Source organism: Micromonospora sp. SL4-19, from assembly GCF_047921475.1.
Classification (GTDB): domain Bacteria; phylum Actinomycetota; class Actinomycetes; order Mycobacteriales; family Micromonosporaceae; genus Micromonospora.
Genome location: NZ_JBLROB010000014.1, coordinates 83818 through 105147, shown reverse-complemented (window position 1 = coordinate 105147; position 21330 = coordinate 83818). Strand labels below are relative to the sequence as shown.

The 21330-nt window shown below is 72.2% G+C and carries 18 protein-coding genes; 10 read left to right on the top strand and 8 right to left on the bottom strand.

The genetic code is table 11. From position 1 onward, the window contains the following. Nucleotides 1–72 precede the first annotated feature (72 nt). From ACNAVT_RS18710 to ACNAVT_RS18695, 4 genes are all read left to right on the top strand, one after another. Nucleotides 73–1080 (top strand): ABC transporter permease, encoded by a 1008-nt coding sequence (locus ACNAVT_RS18710; RefSeq protein WP_416297911.1) that lies wholly within the window; start codon nt 73–75, stop codon nt 1078–1080. Nucleotides 1081–1156: 76 nt separating this feature from the next. Then, nucleotides 1157–2206 carry an ABC transporter permease gene (locus ACNAVT_RS18705; RefSeq protein WP_416297909.1) on the top strand — a complete coding sequence of 350 codons (1050 nt, stop codon included), beginning with the start codon at nt 1157–1159 and terminating at the stop codon, nt 2204–2206. A 67-nt stretch (nt 2207–2273) separates the two neighbouring features. Then, entirely contained in the window at nt 2274–3260 is a 987-nt protein-coding gene (locus ACNAVT_RS18700; protein WP_416297907.1) for an ABC transporter ATP-binding protein, read from the top strand. After that, the gene (locus ACNAVT_RS18695; RefSeq protein WP_416297905.1) at nt 3257–4354 is read left to right on the top strand and encodes an ABC transporter ATP-binding protein; all 1098 of its coding nucleotides are present in this window, start codon (nt 3257–3259) and stop codon (nt 4352–4354) included. Before ACNAVT_RS18700 ends, ACNAVT_RS18695 begins: the two co-directional genes overlap by 4 nt. A 50-nt stretch (nt 4355–4404) precedes the next feature. On the opposite strand, the gene ACNAVT_RS18690 is transcribed toward ACNAVT_RS18695, so the two are convergent. Next, the gene (locus ACNAVT_RS18690) at nt 4405–4824 is read right to left on the bottom strand and encodes a hypothetical protein (protein WP_416297903.1); all 420 of its coding nucleotides are present in this window, start codon (nt 4822–4824) and stop codon (nt 4405–4407) included. Beyond that, nucleotides 4821–5468 carry an HNH endonuclease family protein gene (locus ACNAVT_RS18685; RefSeq protein WP_416297901.1) on the bottom strand — a complete coding sequence of 216 codons (648 nt, stop codon included), beginning with the start codon at nt 5466–5468 and terminating at the stop codon, nt 4821–4823. Before ACNAVT_RS18685 ends, ACNAVT_RS18690 begins: the two co-directional genes overlap by 4 nt. 108 nt (nt 5469–5576) lie before the next feature. On the opposite strand from ACNAVT_RS18685, the gene ACNAVT_RS18680 reads away from it, so the two are divergent. Next, nucleotides 5577–7049 (top strand): MFS transporter, encoded by a 1473-nt coding sequence (locus ACNAVT_RS18680; RefSeq protein ID WP_416297899.1) that lies wholly within the window; start codon nt 5577–5579, stop codon nt 7047–7049. Nucleotides 7050–7104: 55 nt separating this feature from the next. On the opposite strand, the gene leuA is transcribed toward ACNAVT_RS18680, so the two are convergent. Then, nucleotides 7105–8856 (bottom strand): 2-isopropylmalate synthase, encoded by a 1752-nt coding sequence (gene leuA, locus ACNAVT_RS18675; protein WP_416297897.1) that lies wholly within the window; start codon nt 8854–8856, stop codon nt 7105–7107. A gap of 267 nt (nt 8857–9123) precedes the next feature. Then, nucleotides 9124–10440, bottom strand: a complete 1317-nt coding sequence (locus tag ACNAVT_RS18670; protein ID WP_416297896.1) for an MFS transporter — start codon at nt 10438–10440, stop codon at nt 9124–9126. A gap of 76 nt (nt 10441–10516) precedes the next feature. Between ACNAVT_RS18670 and ACNAVT_RS18665 the strand changes: the two genes are divergently transcribed. Further along, a complete protein-coding gene (locus tag ACNAVT_RS18665; RefSeq protein WP_416297894.1) occupies nt 10517–11506 on the top strand; it encodes an ArsR family transcriptional regulator in 990 nt (329 codons plus the stop codon). A gap of 43 nt (nt 11507–11549) precedes the next feature. Here the strand turns inward: ACNAVT_RS18665 and ACNAVT_RS18660 are convergent, their stop codons facing one another. Together ACNAVT_RS18660 and ACNAVT_RS18655 are read right to left on the bottom strand one after the other, a co-directional pair. Beyond that, nucleotides 11550–12080 carry a nitroreductase family protein gene (locus ACNAVT_RS18660; protein ID WP_416297892.1) on the bottom strand — a complete coding sequence of 177 codons (531 nt, stop codon included), beginning with the start codon at nt 12078–12080 and terminating at the stop codon, nt 11550–11552. Nucleotides 12081–12165: 85 nt separating this feature from the next. Further along, the gene (locus ACNAVT_RS18655) at nt 12166–12948 is read right to left on the bottom strand and encodes a hypothetical protein (protein ID WP_416297890.1); all 783 of its coding nucleotides are present in this window, start codon (nt 12946–12948) and stop codon (nt 12166–12168) included. 246 nt (nt 12949–13194) lie between these two features. Here ACNAVT_RS18655 and ACNAVT_RS18650 point away from each other — a divergent pair, with 246 nt between their 5' ends. Together ACNAVT_RS18650 and ACNAVT_RS18645 are read left to right on the top strand one after the other, a co-directional pair. After that, nucleotides 13195–14460, top strand: a complete 1266-nt coding sequence (locus ACNAVT_RS18650) for an aspartate kinase (RefSeq protein WP_416297888.1) — start codon at nt 13195–13197, stop codon at nt 14458–14460. A 6-nt stretch (nt 14461–14466) separates the two neighbouring features. Beyond that, a complete protein-coding gene (locus tag ACNAVT_RS18645) occupies nt 14467–15528 on the top strand; it encodes an aspartate-semialdehyde dehydrogenase (protein ID WP_416297886.1) in 1062 nt (353 codons plus the stop codon). A gap of 58 nt (nt 15529–15586) precedes the next feature. On the opposite strand, the gene ACNAVT_RS18640 is transcribed toward ACNAVT_RS18645, so the two are convergent. Beyond that, nucleotides 15587–17071, bottom strand: coding sequence for a diguanylate cyclase (locus tag ACNAVT_RS18640; protein ID WP_416297884.1), 1485 nt, complete (start codon nt 17069–17071; stop codon nt 15587–15589). A 220-nt stretch (nt 17072–17291) separates the two neighbouring features. Here ACNAVT_RS18640 and ACNAVT_RS18635 point away from each other — a divergent pair, with 220 nt between their 5' ends. Next, nucleotides 17292–18071: a phosphodiesterase gene (locus ACNAVT_RS18635; protein WP_416297882.1), complete on the top strand. Its 780-nt coding sequence runs from the start codon at nt 17292–17294 to the stop codon at nt 18069–18071. Nucleotides 18072–18476: 405 nt separating this feature from the next. Here ACNAVT_RS18635 and ACNAVT_RS18630 read toward each other — a convergent pair whose 3' ends face one another. Beyond that, a complete protein-coding gene (locus ACNAVT_RS18630; protein ID WP_416297880.1) occupies nt 18477–19280 on the bottom strand; it encodes an alpha/beta fold hydrolase in 804 nt (267 codons plus the stop codon). A gap of 285 nt (nt 19281–19565) precedes the next feature. Between ACNAVT_RS18630 and ACNAVT_RS18625 the strand changes: the two genes are divergently transcribed. Beyond that, complete coding sequence (locus ACNAVT_RS18625) at nt 19566–21305, top strand: bifunctional metallophosphatase/5'-nucleotidase (RefSeq protein ID WP_416297878.1); 1740 nt, start codon at nt 19566–19568, stop codon at nt 21303–21305. Nucleotides 21306–21330: the final 25 nt, after the last annotated feature.

The following is a 21330-nucleotide window of genomic DNA, read 5'->3' as shown; positions in this document are numbered from 1 at the left end:
CGCGGAATCGGCCCGGGCCGGGCTTCCCCGGCCCGGGCCGACCCGCTGTTATCGAGAATCTGGTTGTGAGAGATGCTGCGAGTCATAGTCCGCCGCCTGCTCCAGCTGGTGGTGACCCTGATAGCGCTGTCCGCGCTCGTCTTCATCTGGCTGCGGAACCTGCCTGGTGGCCCGATCGAGGCGTTGCTCGGTGAGCGGGCCACCCCGGAGCGCCGAGCGCTGCTGATCAAGGCGCTCGGCTACGACCAGCCGATCATGGTGCAGTACGGCAGGTTCATGCGGCGGCTCGTGACCGGCGACTTCGGCAATTCGATCCGGAGCGGAGACCCGGTCATCGAGGTGATCGGCCGCGCCTTTCCGGCCACCATCGAGCTGGCCCTGGCCGCCATGATCATCGCGGTCGGAATCGGTGTCCCGCTCGGCTACCTCGCCGCCCGGCACAAGGGCCGGCTGCTGGACAATCTGAGCATCGCCGGCACCCTGCTCGGCATCTCGATCCCGATCTTCTTCCTGGGCTACCTGCTCAAGGACGTCTTCACCCAGAACATCCACTGGTTCCCGCCCTCCGGGCGGCTCAGCACCGGCATGGACAACACCCATGTCACCGGCTTCTTCGTCCTCGACGGCCTGCTCACCCGGGAGTTCGACGCCACCGCCGACGCGCTGTGGCACCTGATCCTGCCGGCGCTCACCCTGGCCACCATCCCGCTCGCGGTGATCGTCCGGATCACCCGGGCCAGCGTGCTGGACGTGCTCAACGAGGACTACGTCCGCACGGCCGAGGCGAAGGGCCTGCGGCACCGGACCATCCGGGGACGGCACATCCTGCGCAACGGCCTGCTGCCCGTGGTCACCACCATCGGCCTGCAGACCGGCGCGCTGCTCTCCGGCGCGGTGCTCACCGAGAAGGTCTACAACTGGGGCGGCCTGGGCACGCTGATCTACAACTCGATCAGCGGCGGCCGCGACTACCCGGTGCTGCAGGCGCTGATTCTGCTGGCCGCGCTGGTCTTCGTGGTGGTCAACCTCCTGGTCGACCTCTCCTACGCCTTCATCGACCCGAGGGTGCGTGTGCGATGAGCGAGCGTAGCGAGCGAATCATCGGCCGCAGTGTGGCGGAGCCTCATGCTGCCGCCGAGCGAAGCGAGGTGGCAGCATGAGTGATCCCATCACCCGGCCCGGCGTGGCCGCCCCCCGTGACGGCGCCGATGCCCCCGGCACCGGCCAGTCCGGCATCGAGGAGCGGGGCGCGACCGAGCGCGGCCTCGGTCGGCTCGGCGAGCGGAAGAAGGCGCGGCTGGAGGAACTGGCCCGCGCCAGCGCCGACAAGGGCGGTGTGAGTCTCCTCCGGGACGCGTTCCGCCGGCTGCGGCGCAACCCGACCGCAATGGTCGGCGCGTCCATCGTCGGGCTCTTCGTCCTGGTGGCGGCCTTCGCGCCGCTGCTCGCACCGCACGATCCAGGGCGGACGTTCGAGGAGCTCACGAAGAACCTCACCGTCGAGAACATTCCCGGCGGCAGCAGCGAGTTTCCCCTCGGCTCGGATCCGTTCGGACGGGACTTCTTCTCCCGCCTGATCTACGGCAGCCGGCAGACCCTCTTCGTCGGCGTGCTGGCCACGCTGATCGGGCTCGCCCTGGGCGTGCTGGTCGGTGCGGTCGCCGGCGCCTTCGGTCGCTGGGTCGACAACATCCTGATGCGGCTCACCGACGTGATGCTGGCGCTGCCGGCCCTGCTGCTGGCGATCACGCTGGTCGCCATGGTCAGCAAGCCGAGCCAGTGGACGGTCATCTTCGCGGTGGCCATCGTCAACGTGCCGATCTTCGCCCGGTTGCTGCGTGGCGCGATGCTGGCGCAGCGGGAGAGCGACCACGTGCTGGCCGCTCGGGCACTCGGTGTGAAGCAACACTCCATCGTGCTGCGCCACATGCTGCCCAACGCGATGACCGCGGTCATCGTGCAGGCCACGCTCACCCTCTCCACGGCGATCCTGGAGGCGGCCTCGCTCTCCTTCCTCGGTCTCGGCGACCAGGACCGGAACCGGGCGGAGTGGGGCCTGATGCTCGGCAACGACGGCGTCCGCTACTTCGAGGTACGGCCCGAACTGGCCTACTACCCGGCATTGGCGATCATCGTGGTCGCGCTCGGCTTCACCCTGCTCGGTGAGGGCATGCGCGACGCGATCGACCCGAAGAACCGGCGGTGACGGCGATGCGGTGGACCAGCACGGCCGGCGGCGGCCGGAAGGACCAGCACGGTGAGGAAGTGACCCGATGAGCCTGCTCGACGTACGCGATCTGAGCGTGGTGTTCCAGCGCCGCGGTGAGCGGCCGTTCACCGCGGTCGACAAGGTCAGCTTCAGCGTGGAGCCGGGGCAGACCGTGGGCCTGGTCGGCGAGTCCGGTTGCGGCAAGAGCGTGACCAGCCTGGCGATCATGGGCTTGTTGCCCCGACGGGGAAACAAGGTCACCGGCGAGGTGCGCTTCGACGGCGCCGACCTGCTCCGGCTCCGCCCCGACGACATGCGGGACCGGCGCGGCCGGGACATCGGCATGATCTTCCAGGACCCGCTCTCCTCGCTGAACCCGGTCGTCCCGATCGGGGTTCAGGTGGCCGAGGTCCTGGAACGGCACCGCGGCATGGAGCGCAAGGCGGCGCTGAAGGAGGCCCGGGAACTGCTCGACGCGGTCGGCATCCCGGACCCGGCCCGGCGGCTCAAGGAATATCCGCACCAGATCTCCGGCGGCATGCGGCAGCGCGCCCTGATCGCCATCGCGCTTGCCTGCAAGCCGCGGCTGCTGATCGCCGACGAGCCGACCACCGCGCTGGACGTGACCATCCAGGCGCAGATCCTCACCCTGCTCAAGCAGCTCGTCGACGAGACCGGCACCGCGCTGATCATGATCACGCACGACCTGGGCGTGGTGGCCGGCCTCTGCGACACCGTCAACGTGCTCTACGGAGGCAAGGTGGTCGAGCGGGCGGCCCGGCACGAGCTGTTCGCCCGGCCGCGGCACCCGTACACGCACGGGCTGCTCAACTCCGTGCCGCGGCTGGACTCGCCCCGGGGTGAGCGGCTGCACGCCATCCGCGGTTCGGTCGCCGACAACATCCCGTGGGTCGAGGGGTGTGCGTTCGCGCCCCGCTGCGACCGGGTGGTGGATGCCTGTCTGGAGGGCACGCCCCCGCTCGACCCCACCGCGACCGGCGGCGACCTGCGCTGCAACAACCCTGTTTCCGAGGAGGTGGCGGTGCCGTGACCGAGCGGACCGGACCACTGGTCGAACTGCGCGACGTCAAGGTCCACTTCCCGATCAAGAGCGGCGTGCTCTTCGACCGTACGGTCGGCTACGTCTACGCCGTCGACGGCGTCTCGCTGTCGATCAACAAGGGTGAGACGTACGGCCTGGTGGGCGAGTCGGGGTGTGGCAAGTCCACCCTCGGCCGGGGGCTGCTGCGGCTGGTCGAGCCGACCGACGGCGAGATCGTCTTCGACGGCACCGACGTCCGCTCGCTCAAGGGCGAGTCGATGCGTCGGACCCGCCGCCGGATGCAGATGATCTTCCAGGACCCGCTGTCCAGTCTCGATCCCCGGCAGTCGGTGGAGTCGCTGCTGGTCGAGGGGCTGAAGGCGCACGGCCTGGCCGGCGACAAGGCGGCCACCGCCAAGCGGCTCCGGGAGGCCCTCAACGCGGTCGGCCTGCCCGCCTCGGCGCTGAGCAAGTATCCGCACGAGTTCTCCGGCGGCCAGCGGCAGCGCATCGGCATCGCCCGGGCGCTGGTGCTCGACCCGGACCTGATCGTCGCCGACGAGCCGGTGTCCGCGCTGGACGTGTCGATCCAGGCGCAGGTGCTCAACCTGCTGGAGGACCTGCAGAACGAGCGTGGCCTGACGTACCTGATCATCGCCCACGACCTGGCGGTGGTCCGGCACATCGCCGACACCGTCGGGGTGATGTACCTCGGCGGGCTGGTGGAGGAGGCGTCCAGCGACGACCTCTACCGCGAGCCGATGCACCCGTACACGAAGGCGCTGATGTCGGCGGTGCCGGTGCCGGACCCGGTGATGGAGGACCGCCGCGAGCGGATCCTGCTCGCCGGCGACCTGCCCTCGCCGTCGAACCCCCCGGCCGGCTGCCGGTTCCACACCCGCTGCCCGTGGGCCCAGCCGACCCGGTGCTCCACTGAGCGGCCGGCGCTGCGCGAGGTGCTCGGCGGACACCGGGTGGCCTGTCACTACGCCGAGGAGATCGCCGAGGGCCGGATCCGGCCGCACGAGGTGGAGCCGGAGCTGGTCCGGCCGGACGAGGGCGCGGCACCGGGGGACCCGGGTGAGCTGATCCCGACCCTGTGAGCACAGCACGAGGCCCCTTCCCGAAAATCGGGAAGGGGCCTCGACGCGTCTCAGCCCTCGGGCCGGTTGAGCAGGGCGACCGCGACGGCGTGCACCGCGTCCAGCCCGGCCGGGTCGGCCATCGGCACCCGCCCGCCGGTCACCGCGTACCACTCGTCGGCGTCCTTGTACTGCACGCGCAGGGTGACCTGGCCCTCGGCGTACTCCGTGCACAGGGTCAGCTCGCCGGTCACCACGCCCACCTCGTCGGTCATCACCCCGCCCGGGCCGGCCGTGATGTCGCTGGCCCGCTGTTGCGCGCCCGCACCCGCCGGGGCGCCGCCGGGCGGGGTGGTGTCGGCGGACATGCCCGCCCCGGGGACGTCGGCGGCGGCGGCCGGGGTGCCGTCGACCGCCATCCCGGCCGAGGTGGGACCGGCCGCGGTCCCGCCGTCGGTGGCCGGTGCTCCGCTTCGCTGAGCCTCGCTCATGTTGTGCAGCCCTCCAACATGTCGGTGAGGGCGGCCTTCTCGGCACTGGTCACCGTCAGCCGCCAGTAGTGCTTGACCGTCACCCAGTCCGTCGCGTACTGGCACCAGTAGGACTGGTTCGCCGGCTTCCACTGGGACGGGTCCTGGTCACCCTTTGCCCGGTTGGAGCGCTGGGAAACCGCCACCAGCTGCGGCCGGGTCAGGTCGTTGGCGAAGTCGCCTCGCTTCGAGTCGTCCCACTCGTTCGCACCGGAGCGCCAGGCGTTGGCCAGCGGCACCACGTGATCGATGTCCACCTGGGCCGGGTCGTTCAGGACCTGCCCGTCGTACCGGCTCTCCCAGCGGCCGCCGACCACGTTGCACCCGGAGAGCTTGATGCTTCCCCCGTCCTGTTCCAGCACGGTGTCCCGCACGTCGCAGTTCTTGCCGGTCTTGCGCCAGTGCGGGAAGCGGGCCCGGCTGTAGCCCTTCATCGACCCGGCGGCGGCCACGGTCAGCTCGTTGAGCTGCTTGGTGGCGTTCCCGGCGTTGCTAGCCGGTGTCGCCGGCTCGTCGACGACTGGCACACAGCCAGCCGCACCGAGGACGAGCGCCGCGCCGAGCGCGGCCGCCAACCCGGCACGGGCTCCTGATTTCGTACGCACAGACGACACCTCTCCAGCTTGCGTGCTTCCGGCGAGTCCGCACAGTACCCCGACGTCGTTTGCGTGATTCGTGGCGTCGAGGGTGGAGTGCGGGCAGAGTTGGTACCCATGACCGCACCCGAACCCGCGCTCCGGACGGGCACCCCTGCCGGACGGGGCACGCTGCTCGCCACGATCCTCGCCTCCGGCATGGTGTTCCTGGACAGCACGGTGGTCAACGTGGCGCTGCCCCGACTCGGCGCGCAGCTGAAGGCCACCGTCGCCGACCTACAGTGGACCGTGAACGGTTACCTGCTGATGCTGGCCGCGTTCGTGCTGCTCGGGGGTGCGCTCGGTGACCGGTTCGGCCGCCGGCGGATCTTCCTGGTCGGCGTGACCTGGTTCGCGGTGGCGTCCGTGCTCTGCGGACTGTCCCAGGGGACCGACTGGCTGATCGCGGCCCGGTTCCTCCAGGGCGCGGGCGGGGCGCTGCTCACCCCCGGCTCGCTCTCCGTGATCCAGGCCAGCTTCCACTCGGACGACCGGGGGCGGGCGATCGGCACCTGGTCCGGGCTGTCGGGGGTGTCCACCGCCCTCGGCCCGCTCCTCGGCGGCTGGCTGATCGACGCGTTCTCCTGGCGGTGGATCTTCTTCATCAACCTGCCGCTCGCCGTCGCGGTGGTGCTCGCGGCGCTGCGGTGGGTGCCGGAGAGCCGGGATGTGGCCGCCTCGCGCACCGGGGCGAGGCGACGGTTCGACGTCATCGGCGCACTGCTCGGCGCGCTGGGCCTCGGCGGGGTCACGTACGCCCTGATCGACGCGCGCGGCGGAGGCTCGCCGGCGGTGCTGGCGGCGGTGCTGGTCGGGGTGCTGGCCTCGGTGGTCTTCGTACTGGTCGAACGGCGGCGCGGGGAAGCCGCCATGCTGCCCGTCGCGCTCTTCGGCAGCCGGCTCTTCTCGGTGCTGAACATCTACACCGTGGTGGTGTACGCGGCCCTCGGCGGGTTCACCTTCTTCCTCGCCGTCTACCTGCAGAACGGAGTCGGCTGGTCGGCCCTGCTCACCGGGCTGGCCACCGTGCCCATGACGCTGCTGCTGCTGGTCGGCTCGCCCCGGGCCGGCGCGCTGTCGGCCCGGATCGGCCCGCGCCTGCCGCTGACCGTCGGCCCGGTGGTCGCCGCGGTCGGCCTGCTGCTGCTGCGCCGCGTCGGGCCGGGAGCGTCGTACTGGGCGGACGTGCTTCCCGGGGTGGCCCTGTTCGGGGCGGGCCTGACCCTGGTGGTGGCGCCGCTGACCACATCGGTGCTGGGGGCGGTGGCGGACCGGTTCGCCGGGGTGGCGAGCGGCTTCAACAACGCCGCCTCCCGGGCGGGGGGCCTGCTGGCGGTCGCCGCACTGCCGCTGCTGGTCGGTCTCTCCGGCACCGGCTACGAGCAGAAGGCCGCGCTGACCGAGGCGTTCCGGGGGGCGATGCTCTGGTGTGCCGGCCTGCTCCTGGTCGGGGCCGGACTGGCCGGGCCGCTGATCCACCGGCCGCCCCGCAAGCCGCCCGGCGCCCAGCCCTGCCCGTCCCTGCCCGCCTCCACCCCGCCGGACAAATGACAGGAAGGGCCCCCTGCTCCGCGCGAGGCGTGGACAGGGAGCCCTTCCTCGCAGCTCAGCCGCGGGCGCGGTTGACCGCGCTGGTGACCGCCTTCACCGAGGCGGTCACGATGTTGGCGTCCACCCCGGCGCCCCAGATCGTGCGTCCGTCCACCTCGCACTCGACGTACGCGGCCGCCTGCGCGTCCCCACCGGAGGAGAGCGCGTGCTCGTGGTAGTCGAGCACGCGTACTGCCACGCCCAGGGCCTGCAGCGCGTTGACGTACGCGTCGATCGGGCCGTTGCCGACCGCGGCCAGCGCGTGGGTCTGGCCGCCGAGGCCGACCTCGGCCTCGATCTCGACCTTGCCGTCAGCCGTGCCGATGGTGTAGCCGGCCAGCGTGACCGCCGGGTCGACCTGGTGGTCGACCAGGTAGTTGCGGGCGAAGATCTCCCACATGGCGGCCGGCTCGACCTCGCCGCCGTCGTGGTCGGTGACCTGCTGGACCACGCCGGAGAACTCGATCTGGAGGCGGCGCGGCAGGTCGAGCTGGTGCTCGGTCTTCATGATGTACGCGACGCCGCCCTTGCCGGACTGCGAGTTGACCCGGATGACCGCCTCGTAGGTGCGGCCCAGGTCCTTCGGGTCGATCGGCAGGTAGGGCACCGCCCAGGTGAACTGGTCGACCGGAACCCCGGCCGCTGCGGCGTCGGCGTACAGGGCGTCGAAGCCCTTCTTGATCGCGTCCTGGTGGGAGCCGGAGAAGGCGGTGTACACCAGGTCGCCGGCGTACGGGTGCCGCTCGTGCACCGGGAGCTGGTTGCAGTATTCGACCGCCCGCTTGATCTCGTCGATGTTCGAGAAGTCGATCATCGGGTCGATGCCCTGGGAGAACAGGTTCAGGCCCAGGGTGACCAGGTCGACGTTGCCGGTGCGTTCACCGTTGCCGAACAGGCAGCCCTCGATCCGGTCCGCGCCGGCCAGCAGGCCCAGCTCGGCGGCGGCCACGCCGGTGCCCCGGTCGTTGTGCGGGTGCAGGCTCAGCACCAGGCTGTCCCGCCGGGGCAGGTGTCGGTGCATCCATTCGATGGAGTCGGCGTACACGTTCGGCATGGCCATCTCGACGGTGGCCGGCAGATTCACGATCAGCTTCCGGTCCGGGGTCGGGTCGACCACCTCGATGACCTTGGCGCAGACCTCCAGCGCGTACTCCAGCTCGGTGCCGGTGTACGACTCGGGGGAGTACTCGTAGTGGATGTCGGTGTCCGGAGTGTGGATCTCCGCGTACTTCCGGCAGAGCCGGGCGCCCTGGGTGGCGATGTCGGTGATGCCGTCCCGGTCCAGGCCGAAGACCACCCGACGCTGGAGCGTCGAGGTGGAGTTGTAGAAGTGCACGATGGCCCGGCGAGCGCCGCGCAGCGACTCGAAGGTCCGCTCGATCAGGTGTTCCCGGCACTGGGTGAGCACCTGGATGGTGACGTCCTCCGGGATCAGGTCCTGCTCGATCAGCTGCCGGACGAAGTCGTAGTCGGTCTGGCTGGCCGAGGGGAAGCCGACCTCGATCTCCTTGTAGCCCATCTGCACGAGCAGCTGGAACATCCGGCGCTTGCGTTCCGGCGACATCGGGTCGATCAGTGCCTGGTTGCCGTCGCGCAGGTCGACGGCGCACCAGCGCGGTGTGGCCTCGACCCGGCGGGTCGGCCAGGTGCGGTCCGGCAGGTCGATGCGGAACTGCTGGTCGTAGGGCAGGTAACGGTGGAACGGCATCCGGCTGGGGCGCTGCCGGGCGATCGGATCGGTCTCAGCTTCGGTGGCGGTTTCAGCCATCTCGGAGTGCTCCCTGGGAACATGTGGCGTCAGCAGATCGGAAGGTGTCGGCGAGATGCCGGGCGACATTGCCCGGGCGGTGCCGAGTGAAAGTTCGGATGTGCTGGACGGCGCGGTTCAACTCCGCGACGAGGTGCCGGCCGATCAGGCCTCGTCGCGGCAGCCAAGGAGAAGGTACGCCCGCCACATGACAGGGTGACCCTACGTGATCAGGACGGCCGCTGGTAGGCCGGTCCGCAATCTGAGACGTGAGAACGACCACCCCGGTCAGTTCGACACGCCCGCGTCCTCGGCAGGGCGGTCCGACACCGCCGCGATTCCGGCCGCGGTTTCGCCCGTGGCCGGGCCCTCGCCGAGGCGGGGGCGGCCGGCCGCCCAGCCGACCAGCGGCACCGCCGCGACCGCGGCGACGGCGAAGAGCGCGGCCATCGGGAACCAACCCCAGCCGCCGGTGGTGACCCCGAGGGCGGTCAGCCCGGCCGGGCCGGCCAGGTACTGGAGCTGCCCGCCCAGCCGGAACGCGCCGACGTACGCGCCCCGGTGGGCGGCCGGCGGCAGGGTGCTGGTGATTCCCCAGGCGCCGGCCGACTGGACCAGTTCGGCGAGGGTGAGCACCACCGCCGCCACCACCAGCACGGCGATGGTCAGCCCCCCACGGGTCACCGCCGAGATCGGTAGGACCAGGCAGAACAGGGCGATCAACAGGCCGCCGACGCGCAGCGCCCGACCGGCGCCGGCCACCGTGTCGGCGCCCCGGCTGGCGCGTACCTGGAGCAGCACCGCGAGGATCGTGTTGAGCAGCACCAGCGCCGCGATCAGGGTGCGGGGCGCGTCGGTGTGGCTGAGCACCCAGAGCGGCAGCACCACCAGGTAGAGCGTTCCGTGCGCGCCGAGCAGCCCGGAGAGCAGGGACACCGCCATGAACGGCCGGTCGCGCAGCACGGCGAAGCGACTCGGCCCGTCCGGTGGCGCGGCGACCACCGGCACCCGCGGCAGCCGGTACACGAAGACCGCGGTGACGAGCAGCATCGCCGCGTTGAACCAGACCATCCCCCGGTACGCGGGCAGCGTGTCCACGGCCAGCACCACGCCGCTGATCACCGCGCCCAGCCCGAAGCCGACGTTCAGCGCCGAACGCTGGTAGGCCAGCGCGGTAACCCGCTCCTCCGGGGGGAGCACGTTGATCGAGTAGACCTGCCGGGCCACCCCGGTGGTCGCATCCACCACGGCCAGCGCGACCACCACGGCCAGGAACCCTGCGAAGCCACCCACGAACGGGTACGCCCCGAAGAGTGCCGCCTCCACCACCAGCCCCACCTGCCACACCCGCTGCGCGCCGTACCGGTCGGTGACCGCGCCGAGCGGGACCGTGCCGAGCAGCGACACCCCGGCGGCCAGCGACAGCCCGAGCCCGACCTGAGCCGGGCTGAGCCCGAGCGCCCGGGTGAAGAAGACCGCGCTGCCGGCCTGGAAGAGGCCGTGGCCGATCGCGTACACCATGGCCTGCACGGCCAGGGCGCGGGTCAGTCCGGCGGGCGGTACGACGTGCCGGACGGCGGCGCGGACGGTGTCCCTGGTCCCCATGACCGTCGAGCAAACCGTGCCCCCCGCCGCCCGGTCGAGCCTTTTAGGCTGAGGCGAATCTTCGACGGGGGTGGCGATGTCACAGCTGCGGTTCGGCGCGGCCGACGTCGCGGGGGTGCGCCTCACCGTCTCCCCGCTCTGGGAGACCGTCTCCAGCATGTGGGCGCTGGACGACCCCCTCCGGCACGCGGTGCACCTGCCCTGGATCGACCGGGCCCGGATGGCGCTGCGCCGCCCGGAGGTCGCGGTCCAGGTCCGGCCGCTGGTCGAGCTGACCCAGCCGCGCCGCTGGCTGCCCGACTTCCTCACCCCGCCGGCGGCCTGCCCGGACGTGGAGCTGGCGGAGCAGCTCGACCAGATCGCCGCCACCCCGCCGGACGTGGTGATCCGGGACCTGCTGGCCACCACGCCGAAGCGCCCGCTGAGTCCGTTCGGACGGGCACTGCTCGGCGACCCCCGTGGCCTGTTGCCGCAGCTCGTCACGGCCCTGCGGATCTGGTACGACGAGGCGATCGCCCCCGACTGGCACCGGATCCGGTCGGTCCTGGAAGCGGACATCGCGCACCGGGCGGCGCTGCTCGCCGACGGTGGCGCGGGCCGGTTCTTCGGCCAGCTCCACCCGACCCTGCGCTGGCTCGGCGACCGCGTGGTCAGTGACGATCCGTGGCGGCTCGACTTCGACCTGGGCGGGCGGGGGCTGGTGCTCAACCCGGGGATCTTCACCGACCGTCGGGTGCTGTGGAACCTGCTGGAGGACTCGCCGCCCGCCGGGACGTACCCGGTCCGGGCGGTGGGCACGCTCTGGGCGGCGTCCCCGGTCCCGCCCGGCGACCCGCTGGTCCGGGTGGTCGGGTCGGGCCGTGCCGCGCTGCTCCACCTGCTCGACACGGCCGCCACCACCACCGACCTCGCCCGTCGGGTGGGGATGTCCTGCGGGAACGTCTCCCAGCACCTCTCCGCGCTGTGCGCCGCCGGGCTGGTCGCCCGGACCCGGCAGGGTCGGCACGTCCTCTACCGGAACACCGAGGCCGGGATGGTCCTGGTCCGGGCCAGCCGCCGCGAGTAGGTCGAGCCGCGGTTTCGCGCCGATCTTCGGGCGGCCCCACAGGTCAGGCCAGCAGCAGGGCGGCGAGGGGCTGACGGCGGCGGAGACCGGTCTCCCGGGCGCGCAGCTCCGCCGGGAGGGTGTACGGGTCGCCGAGGCGGCCGACGGCGGCCACCACCAGCGGCCGGATCCCGACCGGCAGGTCCAGCTCGACGGCGAGACCGGCCCGGTCGATCCGGGTGAGCTGGTGCACGTGCAGGCCGAGCGCGGTGGCCTGGACGGTCAGGTGGGCGACGGCCTGGCCCAGGTCGTACGCGGCCCGCTCCGGGTCGCCGCCGGTGTGTGCGGCGACCACGAGGGCGGAGGCGTGCCGCGCCCACCGCTGGTCGTCTTCCGGGAGGCTGACCAGGATCCGCTTCCAGGTCTCGTCCTGCCGGTGGCCCAGCGCGAAGCGCCACGGCTGTGCGTTCCCGGTCGAGGGGGCCCACCGGGCGGCCTCCAACAGCGAGGCCGCCTCGTCGCCGGCGAGTTCCGCGTCGGGGTCGAAGGCCAGGGGACTCCAGCGGAAGGCGAGCAGCGGGGTGAGGTCAGCCATGGGGCAGAGCGTCCCCGATGGCCGATTCGCCCCCGCTGCCGGGTCGGTCAGATGTGGCTAAGAGCACCCGTAACGGACAAGGGGCTCACGGCGTTTGCGGGCTCGGGCTCTCCGCGGGCGACAGCGCCTCCCGGCCGACCGGCTCCCCCTCGGTGACCGGCCCGGCCAACTGCACCGTGGCCGGAGCCGGGCCGGGCTCACCGGCCAGCGTCAGGGTGCCGAGGGCGGCCCGGATCCTGGTCGGGGTGCCGTCCGGGCGGTAGCAGTAGATGCCCACGTCCAGCGGGGCGTTCAGGGAGGCGGACGTCGACTCCACCGAGTAGCACTGGCCGCTCACCCCGGCCCCGGGGGTGGCCGGCGAGACCGCGAGCGGGGCTCGCCGGTCGGTGAGCACCTCCAGCCAGTCGGTGAACGGGTGCTGCACCCGGGGGTCCAGCTTCCGTGGCACGGCGTCGTCGGGGTCGCCGAGGCGTACGCAGCTCGCCGGTTCCGGTCGGCCGGCCGAGGGCAGCGCGCACTGGAACAGGCCGTCGGCGGTGGCGGCGAGCGAGATGTCGACCGTGCCGCCCTGCCCCCAACCGGGCACGTCCACCCGCCAGGAGCCGTCGTTCGCGCTGGTCACCGAGATCGTGCGGGCCGGGCCGTCCGCCGTGGCGAAGCTGTAGGTGGCGGTGAGGTGGCGGTCCTGGGCGGCGGCCGCCAACGCGGCCAGCTCGTCGCGGGCCGCGTCCGCCTCCAGCGGCACCGGGTCGGTGGTGCTGATCGGGACCGGCCGCGGCGGGTCGGCGGTGCAGGCGGCCAGTAGTGCCGACAGGGTGATCGCCAGGGCGCCGGTCAGTCGCCGGGCCGCGCGGAGGTGTGCGTGCACCGGGACATTCTGCGGTGTTGACGCGGGTCCGGGGGCCGGCTGCGCGGCTGTGCTGCCGGCGTGTCGCGCGCCCCGCAGCCGCCGCGTCCGCCCCTGGTGAGGCGCCCCACGCCGGGCCGGATGGTGGGATCACCCCGGCCGGTGGCGTCCGCCGCCCGATACCCTGGGGAAGTCTGACACGCCGCCGGGCCGGAGCCCGGCGGCGTCGGCACGCTCAGGGTCGTCGCTGGGAGGGAGTGCACCGTCGTGGCACTCGTGGTGCAGAAGTACGGCGGGTCCTCCGTCGCCAACGCCGAGCGGATCAAGCGGGTGGCCGAGCGCATCGTGGCCGCCCGGAAGTCCGGCGACGACGTGGTGGTGGTGGTCTCCGCGATGGGGGACACCACCGACGAGCTGCTCGACCTGGCCAACCAGGTCAGTCCCCTGCCGCCCGGCCGCGAGCTGGACATGCTGCTCACCGCCGGGGAGCGGATCTCCATGGCGCTGCTCGCCATGGCCATCCACAACCTGGGCTACGAGGCCCGCTCGTTCACCGGCTCGCAGGCCGGCGTGATCACCACCTCGGTGCACGGCAGGGCGCGGATCATCGATGTCACCCCGGGGCGTCTCAAGGGCGCGCTGGACGAGGGCGCGGTGGTCATCGTGGCCGGCTTCCAGGGCGTATCGCAGGACACCAAGGACGTCACCACGCTGGGCCGGGGCGGGTCGGACACCACCGCCGTGGCGCTCGCCGCCGCGCTCGACGCGGACGTCTGCGAGATCTACACCGACGTGGACGGCGTGTTCACCGCCGACCCGCGGATCGTGTCGAACGCCCGGCACATCAAGAACATCACCTACGAGGAGATGCTGGAACTGGCCGCCTGCGGTGCCAAGGTGCTGCACCTGCGCAGCGTCGAGTACGCCCGACGCGCGGGGTTGCCGATCCACGTCCGTTCGTCATACTCGACCAACACCGGCACGATGGTCACCGGATCGATGGAGGACCTTCCTGTGGAACAGGCACTGATCACCGGGGTCGCCCACGACCGCAGCGAAGCGAAGATCACCATTGTCGGGGTGCCCGACGAGCCGGGCGCCGCCGCCCGGATCTTCGACACCGTGGCCGGGGCTGAGATCAACATCGACATGATCGTGCAGAACGTGTCCACCGAGGGCACCGGGCGCACCGACATCTCGTTCACCCTGCCCAAGACCGACGGCCCGACCGCGATGGCCGCGCTCAGCAAGATCCAGGACGTGGTCAAGTTCAAGGGCCTGCTCTACGACGACCACGTCGGCAAGGTCTCCCTGATCGGTGCCGGCATGCGCTCGCACCCGGGCGTCGCGGCCGGCTTCTTCGCCGCCCTCGGCGCGGCCGGGGTGAACATCGAGATGATCTCCACCTCCGAGATCCGGGTCTCCGTGGTCTGCCGGGACACCGACCTCGACAAGGCGGTCCGGGCGATCCACGACGCGTTCGACCTGGGCGGCGAGTCCGAGGCCGTTGTCTACGCGGGCACCGGGCGGTAGCGCGAGATGTCGTCGCTGCCCACCCTCGCCGTGGTCGGGGCGACCGGTGCCGTCGGCACGGTGATGTGCCAGCTCCTCTCCGCCCGACGCAACGTCTGGGGGGAGATCCGGCTGCTCGCCTCCGAGCGTTCCGCCGGGCGGCAGGTGCAGTGCCGGGGCGAGCTGCTCACCGTGCGGGCGCTCACGCCCGAGGCGTTCGACGGCGTGGACGTGGCGATGTTCGACGTTCCCGACGAGGTCTCGGCCGAGTGGGCGCCGATAGCGGTCGACCGGGGCGCGGTGGCGGTGGACAACTCCGGCGCGTTCCGGATGGACCGGGACGTCCCGCTGGTGGTCCCGGAGATCAACCCGGAGCAGATCCGCAACCGGCCCAAGGGGATCATCGCCAACGCCAACTGCACCACCCTGACGATGATCGTGGCGATCGCCCCGCTGCATCGCGAGTACGGTCTCCGCGAGCTGGTGCTCGCCTCGTACCAGGCGGTGTCCGGGGCGGGGCAGGCCGGCGTGGACGCGCTGCACGCCCAGCTCGGCAAGATCGCCGGGGATCGGGTGCTCGGCTCCCGTCCCGGGGACGTGCGGCAGGCGGTCGGCGACGAGATGGGCCCGTTCCCGGCCCCGCTGGCGCTCAACGTGGTGCCCTGGGCCGGCTCGCTGGCCGACGGGGGCTGGTCGTCCGAGGAGCTGAAGATGCGCAACGAGTCGCGCAAGATCCTCGGGCTGCCCGACCTCAAGGTCTCCGCCACCTGCGTACGGGTGCCGGTGGTGACCGGCCACTCCGTCGCGGTGCACGCGGTCTTCGCCACCGAGGTGAACGCCGAGGGCGCCCGGGAGGCGCTGCGCAACGCCCCCGGCGTGATCCTGGTCGACGACCCGGCCGCCGGCGAGTTCCCGATGCCGATCGACGCCGTCGGCACCGACCCGTCCTGGGTGGGCCGGATCCGCCGTGCCGTCGACGACCCCCGCGCCCTCGACCTCTTCGTGACGGGTGACAACCTCCGCAAGGGCGCGGCCCTCAACACCGCCCAGATCGCCGAACTCCTCGCCGCGGAACTCACCCACCCCTGACCCCCCGTCCGGATCGTGTCGATCATGGGCTTGTGGCACCCAGAACGGGGGGAGGGGGTTAGGCGGCCAGGCGGACGCCGTCGCGGCCGTGGCGCTTGACGGCGTAGAGGGCCTGGTCGGCGCGGAGCAGAGTGCGTTCGGGGGACTCACCGGGGTGGGGCAGGGCGACACCGACGCTGATGGTGCGGCCGGTGCGGCGGGCCGCCTCGGTGAGACGCTCGGCGATCCGGACCGCCTCCTCCGGGCGGCTCACCTCGATCACCGCGACGAACTCGTCGCCGCCGGTCCGGTACAGCTCGTCGCCGTGCCGCAGCGCCCCCTCCAGCGCCCGGGCCAGCCCGACCAGCAGCCGGTCCCCGGCCTGGTGCCCGTACGTGTCGTTGACGTTCTTGAAGCCGTCCACGTCGATCGCCAGCAGGGCGGTACGCCCCGGCGTGGCGCTCGCGATCCGCTGCCCGAACGGCCCGGTGTGGCGCAGTCCGGTGAGCGGATCCGAGCTGGCCTGCTCGCGCAGCCGGGCGAGCGTACGCAGCCGGTCCAGACAGGTCCACGCCTGCCCGGCCAGCAGCTCCATCAGGTTGATCGTGGTCGGATCGGGGCGGAGCAGCCGCTCGTCGGCGACCAGCAGCACCCCGCCGGTGTCCGGCGGCCCGACCGGCACCGACACCAGCGTGCGCGCCCCGGCCCGGGCCAGCGGCAGGTAGTCCTCGGTCGGCAGGTGCCCCGCCTCACCCAGCGTGTGCGCCGCGCCGTGCCGGTGCGCGCCGGCGATCAGCCGGCCGAGCGCGGCGGGCCCGGCCTCGGTCAGCTCGGCCCGGAGCCGGGACTCCAGCGCACCGGGGACGCCCGTCGGCGCGCCCAGCCGCGGCTCCTGCCCGTCGGTGAGGAGCAGCACGGCGGCGGAGAGGGCCGAGACGTCCCGGGCCGCGGTGATCGCGGCGGTCATCAGGTCCCATTCGGTGGCGGCGGCGGTCATCGCGGCGGCGTGCCGGAGGAGCTTCTCGCTGCGGGTCTCCGCCGGCGGGCCGCCGAGCGCCGCGATCCGGGCCCCCAGCCGGCCGGCGAGCAGCTCGGCGGTCTCCTGCCACCGGGCGAGCTCGACCGGGCCGCTCCACTGGAGGTCGAGCACGCCGATCGGCCGGCCCGCCGGGCCCGGCACCGGTACGCAGAGTTCGGTGGTGACGTCGGGGCGTGCGGGCAGGTGGTCGGGGTCGGCGGTGACGTCCGCGATCGTGGCGGGCTCGCCGGAGGCGTACACCCGGCCGGCGATCGACCACTCCAGGTCGCGCCGCGGCGCCAGGCCGGCCTTCATTCGGTCCGGAGTGCCGCCTAGCGGCGCGGAGGCCGAATCATGGCCGCCCGTCGGGCCGGAGTTGTCGCTCCCGGCCTTCGGCGGCACGGTGGAGAAGACCTGCCAGGCACCGGTGGCGGCGACGCAGCGGAGCCGGTCGTGGACCTGGAGCAGGATCGAGATCGTCGCCGGGGTGTACCGGGCGAGCGCGGAGACGGTCCACTCGCACGCCTCCAGAGCGGTCGACGCCATCGGGAGGCGGACCGTGAGGTCTCGGACGACTCGCTCGTGATCCACGTCGTTCCTGGTCGGAGGGGTCGGGGGCGTGATCAAGGGTACTCAGCGGGCGGCCCGGCGACCTTCGTACACATGTGCTATCCACAGGGTGTGGACGCGGCCTGTGGATATGGTGGGGCCGCGCGGCGGGGCCGGCGGCGATAGCGTGAGGGGCCCGGTCCCGAGGAGGCGTCCGATGCTCATCGCCCAGCTCAGCGACCCGCATGTGGCCACCGGCCCGCTCGCCGCCGAGCAGGCGTCCGGGTTGCACCGGGCCCTCGGCCGGGTGCTGGCGCTGCGACCCCGCCCCGACTGCGTGGTGATCACCGGTGACCTGGTCAACAACGGCCGCCCCGACGAGTACGTCGCGTTGCGCGAGATCATCGGGCGCTTCCCGCTGCCGGTCCACCTCGCCACCGGCAACCACGACGACCGGGAGTCGCTGCTGGACACCTTCGGCGGCACCCCCTACCTGGGCGGCGGCTTCTCGGCCTACTACCACGTCGACCACCCGGACGGGACGCTCGTGGTGCTGGACTCGCTCGCCCCCGGCGGCAGTGGCGGACGGCTCGGCGACGAGCAGCTGGGATGGCTCGACGGGGTGCTCGCCGGCCGGCCGGACGTGCCCGCCGTCGTGTGCCTGCACCATCCGCCGGTCGCGGTCGGCGTCCCGGCCGCCGACGCCATCCGGCTCGCCGACGCCGACGCGTTCGCCGAGGTGATCAGGCGTCACCCCCATGTCGTACGCGTCACCGCCGGTCACCTGCACCGCGCGGTGACCAGCGCCTTTGCCGGCACGGTGCTGACCACCGCGCCGAGCACCTGGGTGCAGGCGAGCCTGACGATGACCGAGGACGAGGAGATCGGGCTGGTCGCCGAGCCGACCGCCTTCCTGCTGCATCAGGTGACCGACGACGGCTGCGTCACGCACACGGTGCAGGTGAGCCACGCCGCCGGGCAGACCTGCTGGTTCTGACCGGGCGGAGGACCGGCTCGGCCGGCGGGCCGGGCGATCCCGGCAGTCTTTCGTGTTCGACGGGCTGACCGCCCCGGCACGCGGCCGTCCACTCCCGGTCGCACTGTCGATGTCGGGCAGCGGCTTCCGCTGCCGGATCGTCGGGTCATGATCGACATTCGGGCGGGAGTGGTGGCTGCCCGGATGTATCTGCCGGGGCAGAGGTTGTCATGAGTGAAGGTTTCCCGATGACATGGACGGTGACGCCGCCCCGCAGGAGGGCGGGGGTTCGCGCCGGCACCCGTCCGCCGGCCAGCAAGTGGGGGATCGTGTGAAGCAGATACACCTACTGCTGATCCGATCGGTGCGCGACGCCGGCTCCGCGGTCCCTGGGGAGCCGGCGCCGCCCAAAACCGATGACCGAGCTCAGCCGAGCAGGGCGGCGCGCAGCGCGGGGGCCAGCACCTCCGGCGGCACCTCGTGGAAGCCGCCCGCCAGGCTCAGGTGGGTGGCGTGGGGGATCGCCCCGGCCGTGGCGGCGGCCGCCTCGCGCAACCAGTCCGGGCTGCCCGTGCTGTCCGCCACGACGGTCGGGACGGCGATGGTCGCGAGCCGGGCGGCCGGCAGGGCACCATCGCCGGTCACGGTGCTGTCGTACGCCAGGGTGTGCGCCAGGCCCTCCATCCAGGCCCACTCCGGCATGTCGCGCATCCCGGCGACCGCCCCGGCCGGCACCCCGACCGCGTCGGTCAGGAAGAGTGCGACCGCGTCGCCGCGCCGCCCGGCGGAGACCAGCTCGGTCAGCCGCCCGGCCAGCCCCGGCTTGGCGCCGCCGTGAGGCTCGGCCTGGAAAGGAGGCTCGAAGAGCGCCAGGCCGCGCACCGGGAGACCCTCCGCCGCCGCGAACGCGGCGAGGATCGCGCCGGAGGAGAGGCCGTAGAGGTAGGCCGTGCCGCCCGCCCGGTCGATCAGGGCCGCCACGTCCTCGATCTCCCGCTGCACCGCGTACGGCGCGGCGTCTCCGCTGTCGCCGCGGCCCCGCCGGTCGTAGCCGTACACGGTGAAGTCGGACGCCAACGCGGTGGCCAGCGGGCGGGTCGTGCTCCGGTCGTTGAAGGCCCCGCCCACCAGGATGATCGGCGGCCCCTCGCCAGCGGTCTCGTACGCGATCGTGGTGCCATCGGCGGACCGCACCGTGTCCACCGTCCAGGTGGTCCCGTTCGACGTCATGGCTACTTTTTAGTGCTCACCTGCGACATCGGCTGGCTGTACAGGAATTCACCTGCCCGTAATATCCGACTTGCCGGGTAGACCGTCGCAGGTCGCCGTCAATATCCACCATCCTGATGTGCCGGCCCGGTCGACCGATCGCCCGGTGGATGAGAAGCTGTCCCCCGTCGGGTTGGCATCCCCCGATCCCGCCACCCGAGCTCAACCCCTGCCGCGGCACGGATCAGGGGTGCCGGGAGAACCATCGTCCGGCCTGCTCACGCGCCGATTCTCACGAGGAGTCCCATGTCCGTCCCAGGCATGCGCCGGGCCGCCGTCGGCCTGGCCGCGCTCGCCGTGACCGCGTTCACCGCGGTCGCCGTCCACCCCGACCAGGCCGAGGCCGATCCGAAGCCGGTCGACGTCAAGCTGCTCGCCATCAACGACCTCCACGGCAACCTGGAGCCCCCGACCGGGTCCAGCGGCACCATCGACGGCAAGGCCGCCGGTGGCGTGGAATACCTGGCCACCCATCTCGACCAGCTGCGCGGCACCACCAAGAAGGAGCGGGACCACACCGTCACGGTCGCCGCGGGCGACCTGATCGGCGCCTCCCCGCTGCTCTCCGCGGCCTTCCACGACGAGCCGACCATCGAGGAGATGAACCTCGCCGGGCTCGAGTTCACCAGCGTCGGCAACCACGAGTTCGACGAGGGCGCCACCGAGCTGCTCCGCATGCAGAACGGCGGCTGCCACCCGGTCGACGGCTGCGCCGACGGCACCCCGTTCAAGGGCGCCAAGTTCCAGTACCTCTCCGCGAACGCCTTCAAGACCGCCACCGGCCAGCCGCTGCTGCCCCCGTACGGCATCAAGACCATCGACGGGGTCAGGATCGGCTTCATCGGGATGACCCTGGAGGGCACCCCGCAGATCGTCAGCCAGCAGGGTGTGGCCGGGCTGTCCTTCGCCGACGAGGCCGACACCGCCAACAAGTACGCCCGCATCCTGCGCTCCCAGGGCGTGGAGGCCATCGTCGTGCTGCTGCACGAGGGTGGTGTGCAGAACGGCGGCGGCATCAACGACTGCGTCGGGTTCAGCGGCCCGATCGTCGACATCGCCAACCGGATGGACCCGGCCATCGACGTGATCGTCAGCGGGCACACCCACGCCGCGTACAACTGCAACATCAACGGCAAGCTGGTCACCAGCGCCAGCTCCTTCGGCCGCCTGGTCACCGAGATCAACCTCAAGGTCGACCAGCGCACCAAGGACGTGATCAGCGCGTCGGCGAACAACGTCGTGGTCACCCGGGACGTCCCGAAGCACCCGGCCAGCACCGCGCTGATCGACCACTACAAGACCGCCCTCGGTCCGGTCGCCGACAAGGTGGTCGGTGAGACCGCCTCTGCGATCACCCGCGCCCAGGAGAACCTGTTCCAGACCGGGGTGGACGCCAACGGCAAGCCGACGTACCAGACCGGCGAGTCCGCACTCGGCAACGTGATCGCCGACGCCCAGCTCGCCGCCACCGACAACGAGCAGAACGCGGTCGCCGCGTTCATGAACCCCGGGGGTGTCCGCGCCGACCTCCCTGCCGGCCGGGTCACCTACTCCGACGCGTTCACCGTCCAGCCGTTCGCCAACAACCTGGTGACGCTGGACCTGACCGGCGCGCAGCTCTACTGCATGCTGGAGCAGCAGTTCACCGTCGCGAAGGTGCTGTACGCGTCGTCGACCGTGCACTACATCGTCGACGTCAACGGCACCACCGCGCCGGTCAGCTCGCCGTGCAGCGGCACCCGGGTGGTCCGGGGCAGCCTCACCATCAGCGGCGCCCCGGTCAGCAACACCGCGACCTACCGGGTCACGGTGAACAACTTCCTCTCCGGCGGCGGCGACGGCTTCAGCGTCCTCACCGGCGGGCAGAACGCGGTCACCGGCATGATCGACCTGGACGCGTTCACCGCGTACCTCACCGCGAAGTCGCCGGTCTCCGCGCCGGCGCTGGACCGGATCCAGACCACCGCGGAGGTTCCCGCCGCCTGACGGCCGGCCCTCCCGCAGCGACGGG

Coding starts and splice junctions, on each gene's coding strand:
- ACNAVT_RS18710 (WP_416297911.1), top strand. CDS start 73: ATGCTGCGAGTCATAGTCCGCCGCCTGCTCCAGCTGGTGGTGACCCTG.
- ACNAVT_RS18705 (WP_416297909.1), top strand. CDS start 1,157: ATGAGTGATCCCATCACCCGGCCCGGCGTGGCCGCCCCCCGTGACGGC.
- ACNAVT_RS18700 (WP_416297907.1), top strand. CDS start 2,274: ATGAGCCTGCTCGACGTACGCGATCTGAGCGTGGTGTTCCAGCGCCGC.
- ACNAVT_RS18690 (WP_416297903.1), bottom strand. CDS start 4,824: ATGAGCGAGGCTCAGCGAAGCGGAGCACCGGCCACCGACGGCGGGACC.
- ACNAVT_RS18680 (WP_416297899.1), top strand. CDS start 5,577: ATGACCGCACCCGAACCCGCGCTCCGGACGGGCACCCCTGCCGGACGG.
- leuA (WP_416297897.1), bottom strand. CDS start 8,856: ATGGCTGAAACCGCCACCGAAGCTGAGACCGATCCGATCGCCCGGCAG.
- ACNAVT_RS18670 (WP_416297896.1), bottom strand. CDS start 10,440: ATGGGGACCAGGGACACCGTCCGCGCCGCCGTCCGGCACGTCGTACCG.
- ACNAVT_RS18665 (WP_416297894.1), top strand. CDS start 10,517: ATGTCACAGCTGCGGTTCGGCGCGGCCGACGTCGCGGGGGTGCGCCTC.
- ACNAVT_RS18660 (WP_416297892.1), bottom strand. CDS start 12,080: ATGGCTGACCTCACCCCGCTGCTCGCCTTCCGCTGGAGTCCCCTGGCC.
- ACNAVT_RS18645 (WP_416297886.1), top strand. CDS start 14,467: ATGTCGTCGCTGCCCACCCTCGCCGTGGTCGGGGCGACCGGTGCCGTC.
- ACNAVT_RS18640 (WP_416297884.1), bottom strand. CDS start 17,071: ATGGCGTCGACCGCTCTGGAGGCGTGCGAGTGGACCGTCTCCGCGCTC.
- ACNAVT_RS18635 (WP_416297882.1), top strand. CDS start 17,292: ATGCTCATCGCCCAGCTCAGCGACCCGCATGTGGCCACCGGCCCGCTC.
- ACNAVT_RS18630 (WP_416297880.1), bottom strand. CDS start 19,280: ATGACGTCGAACGGGACCACCTGGACGGTGGACACGGTGCGGTCCGCC.
- ACNAVT_RS18625 (WP_416297878.1), top strand. CDS start 19,566: ATGTCCGTCCCAGGCATGCGCCGGGCCGCCGTCGGCCTGGCCGCGCTC.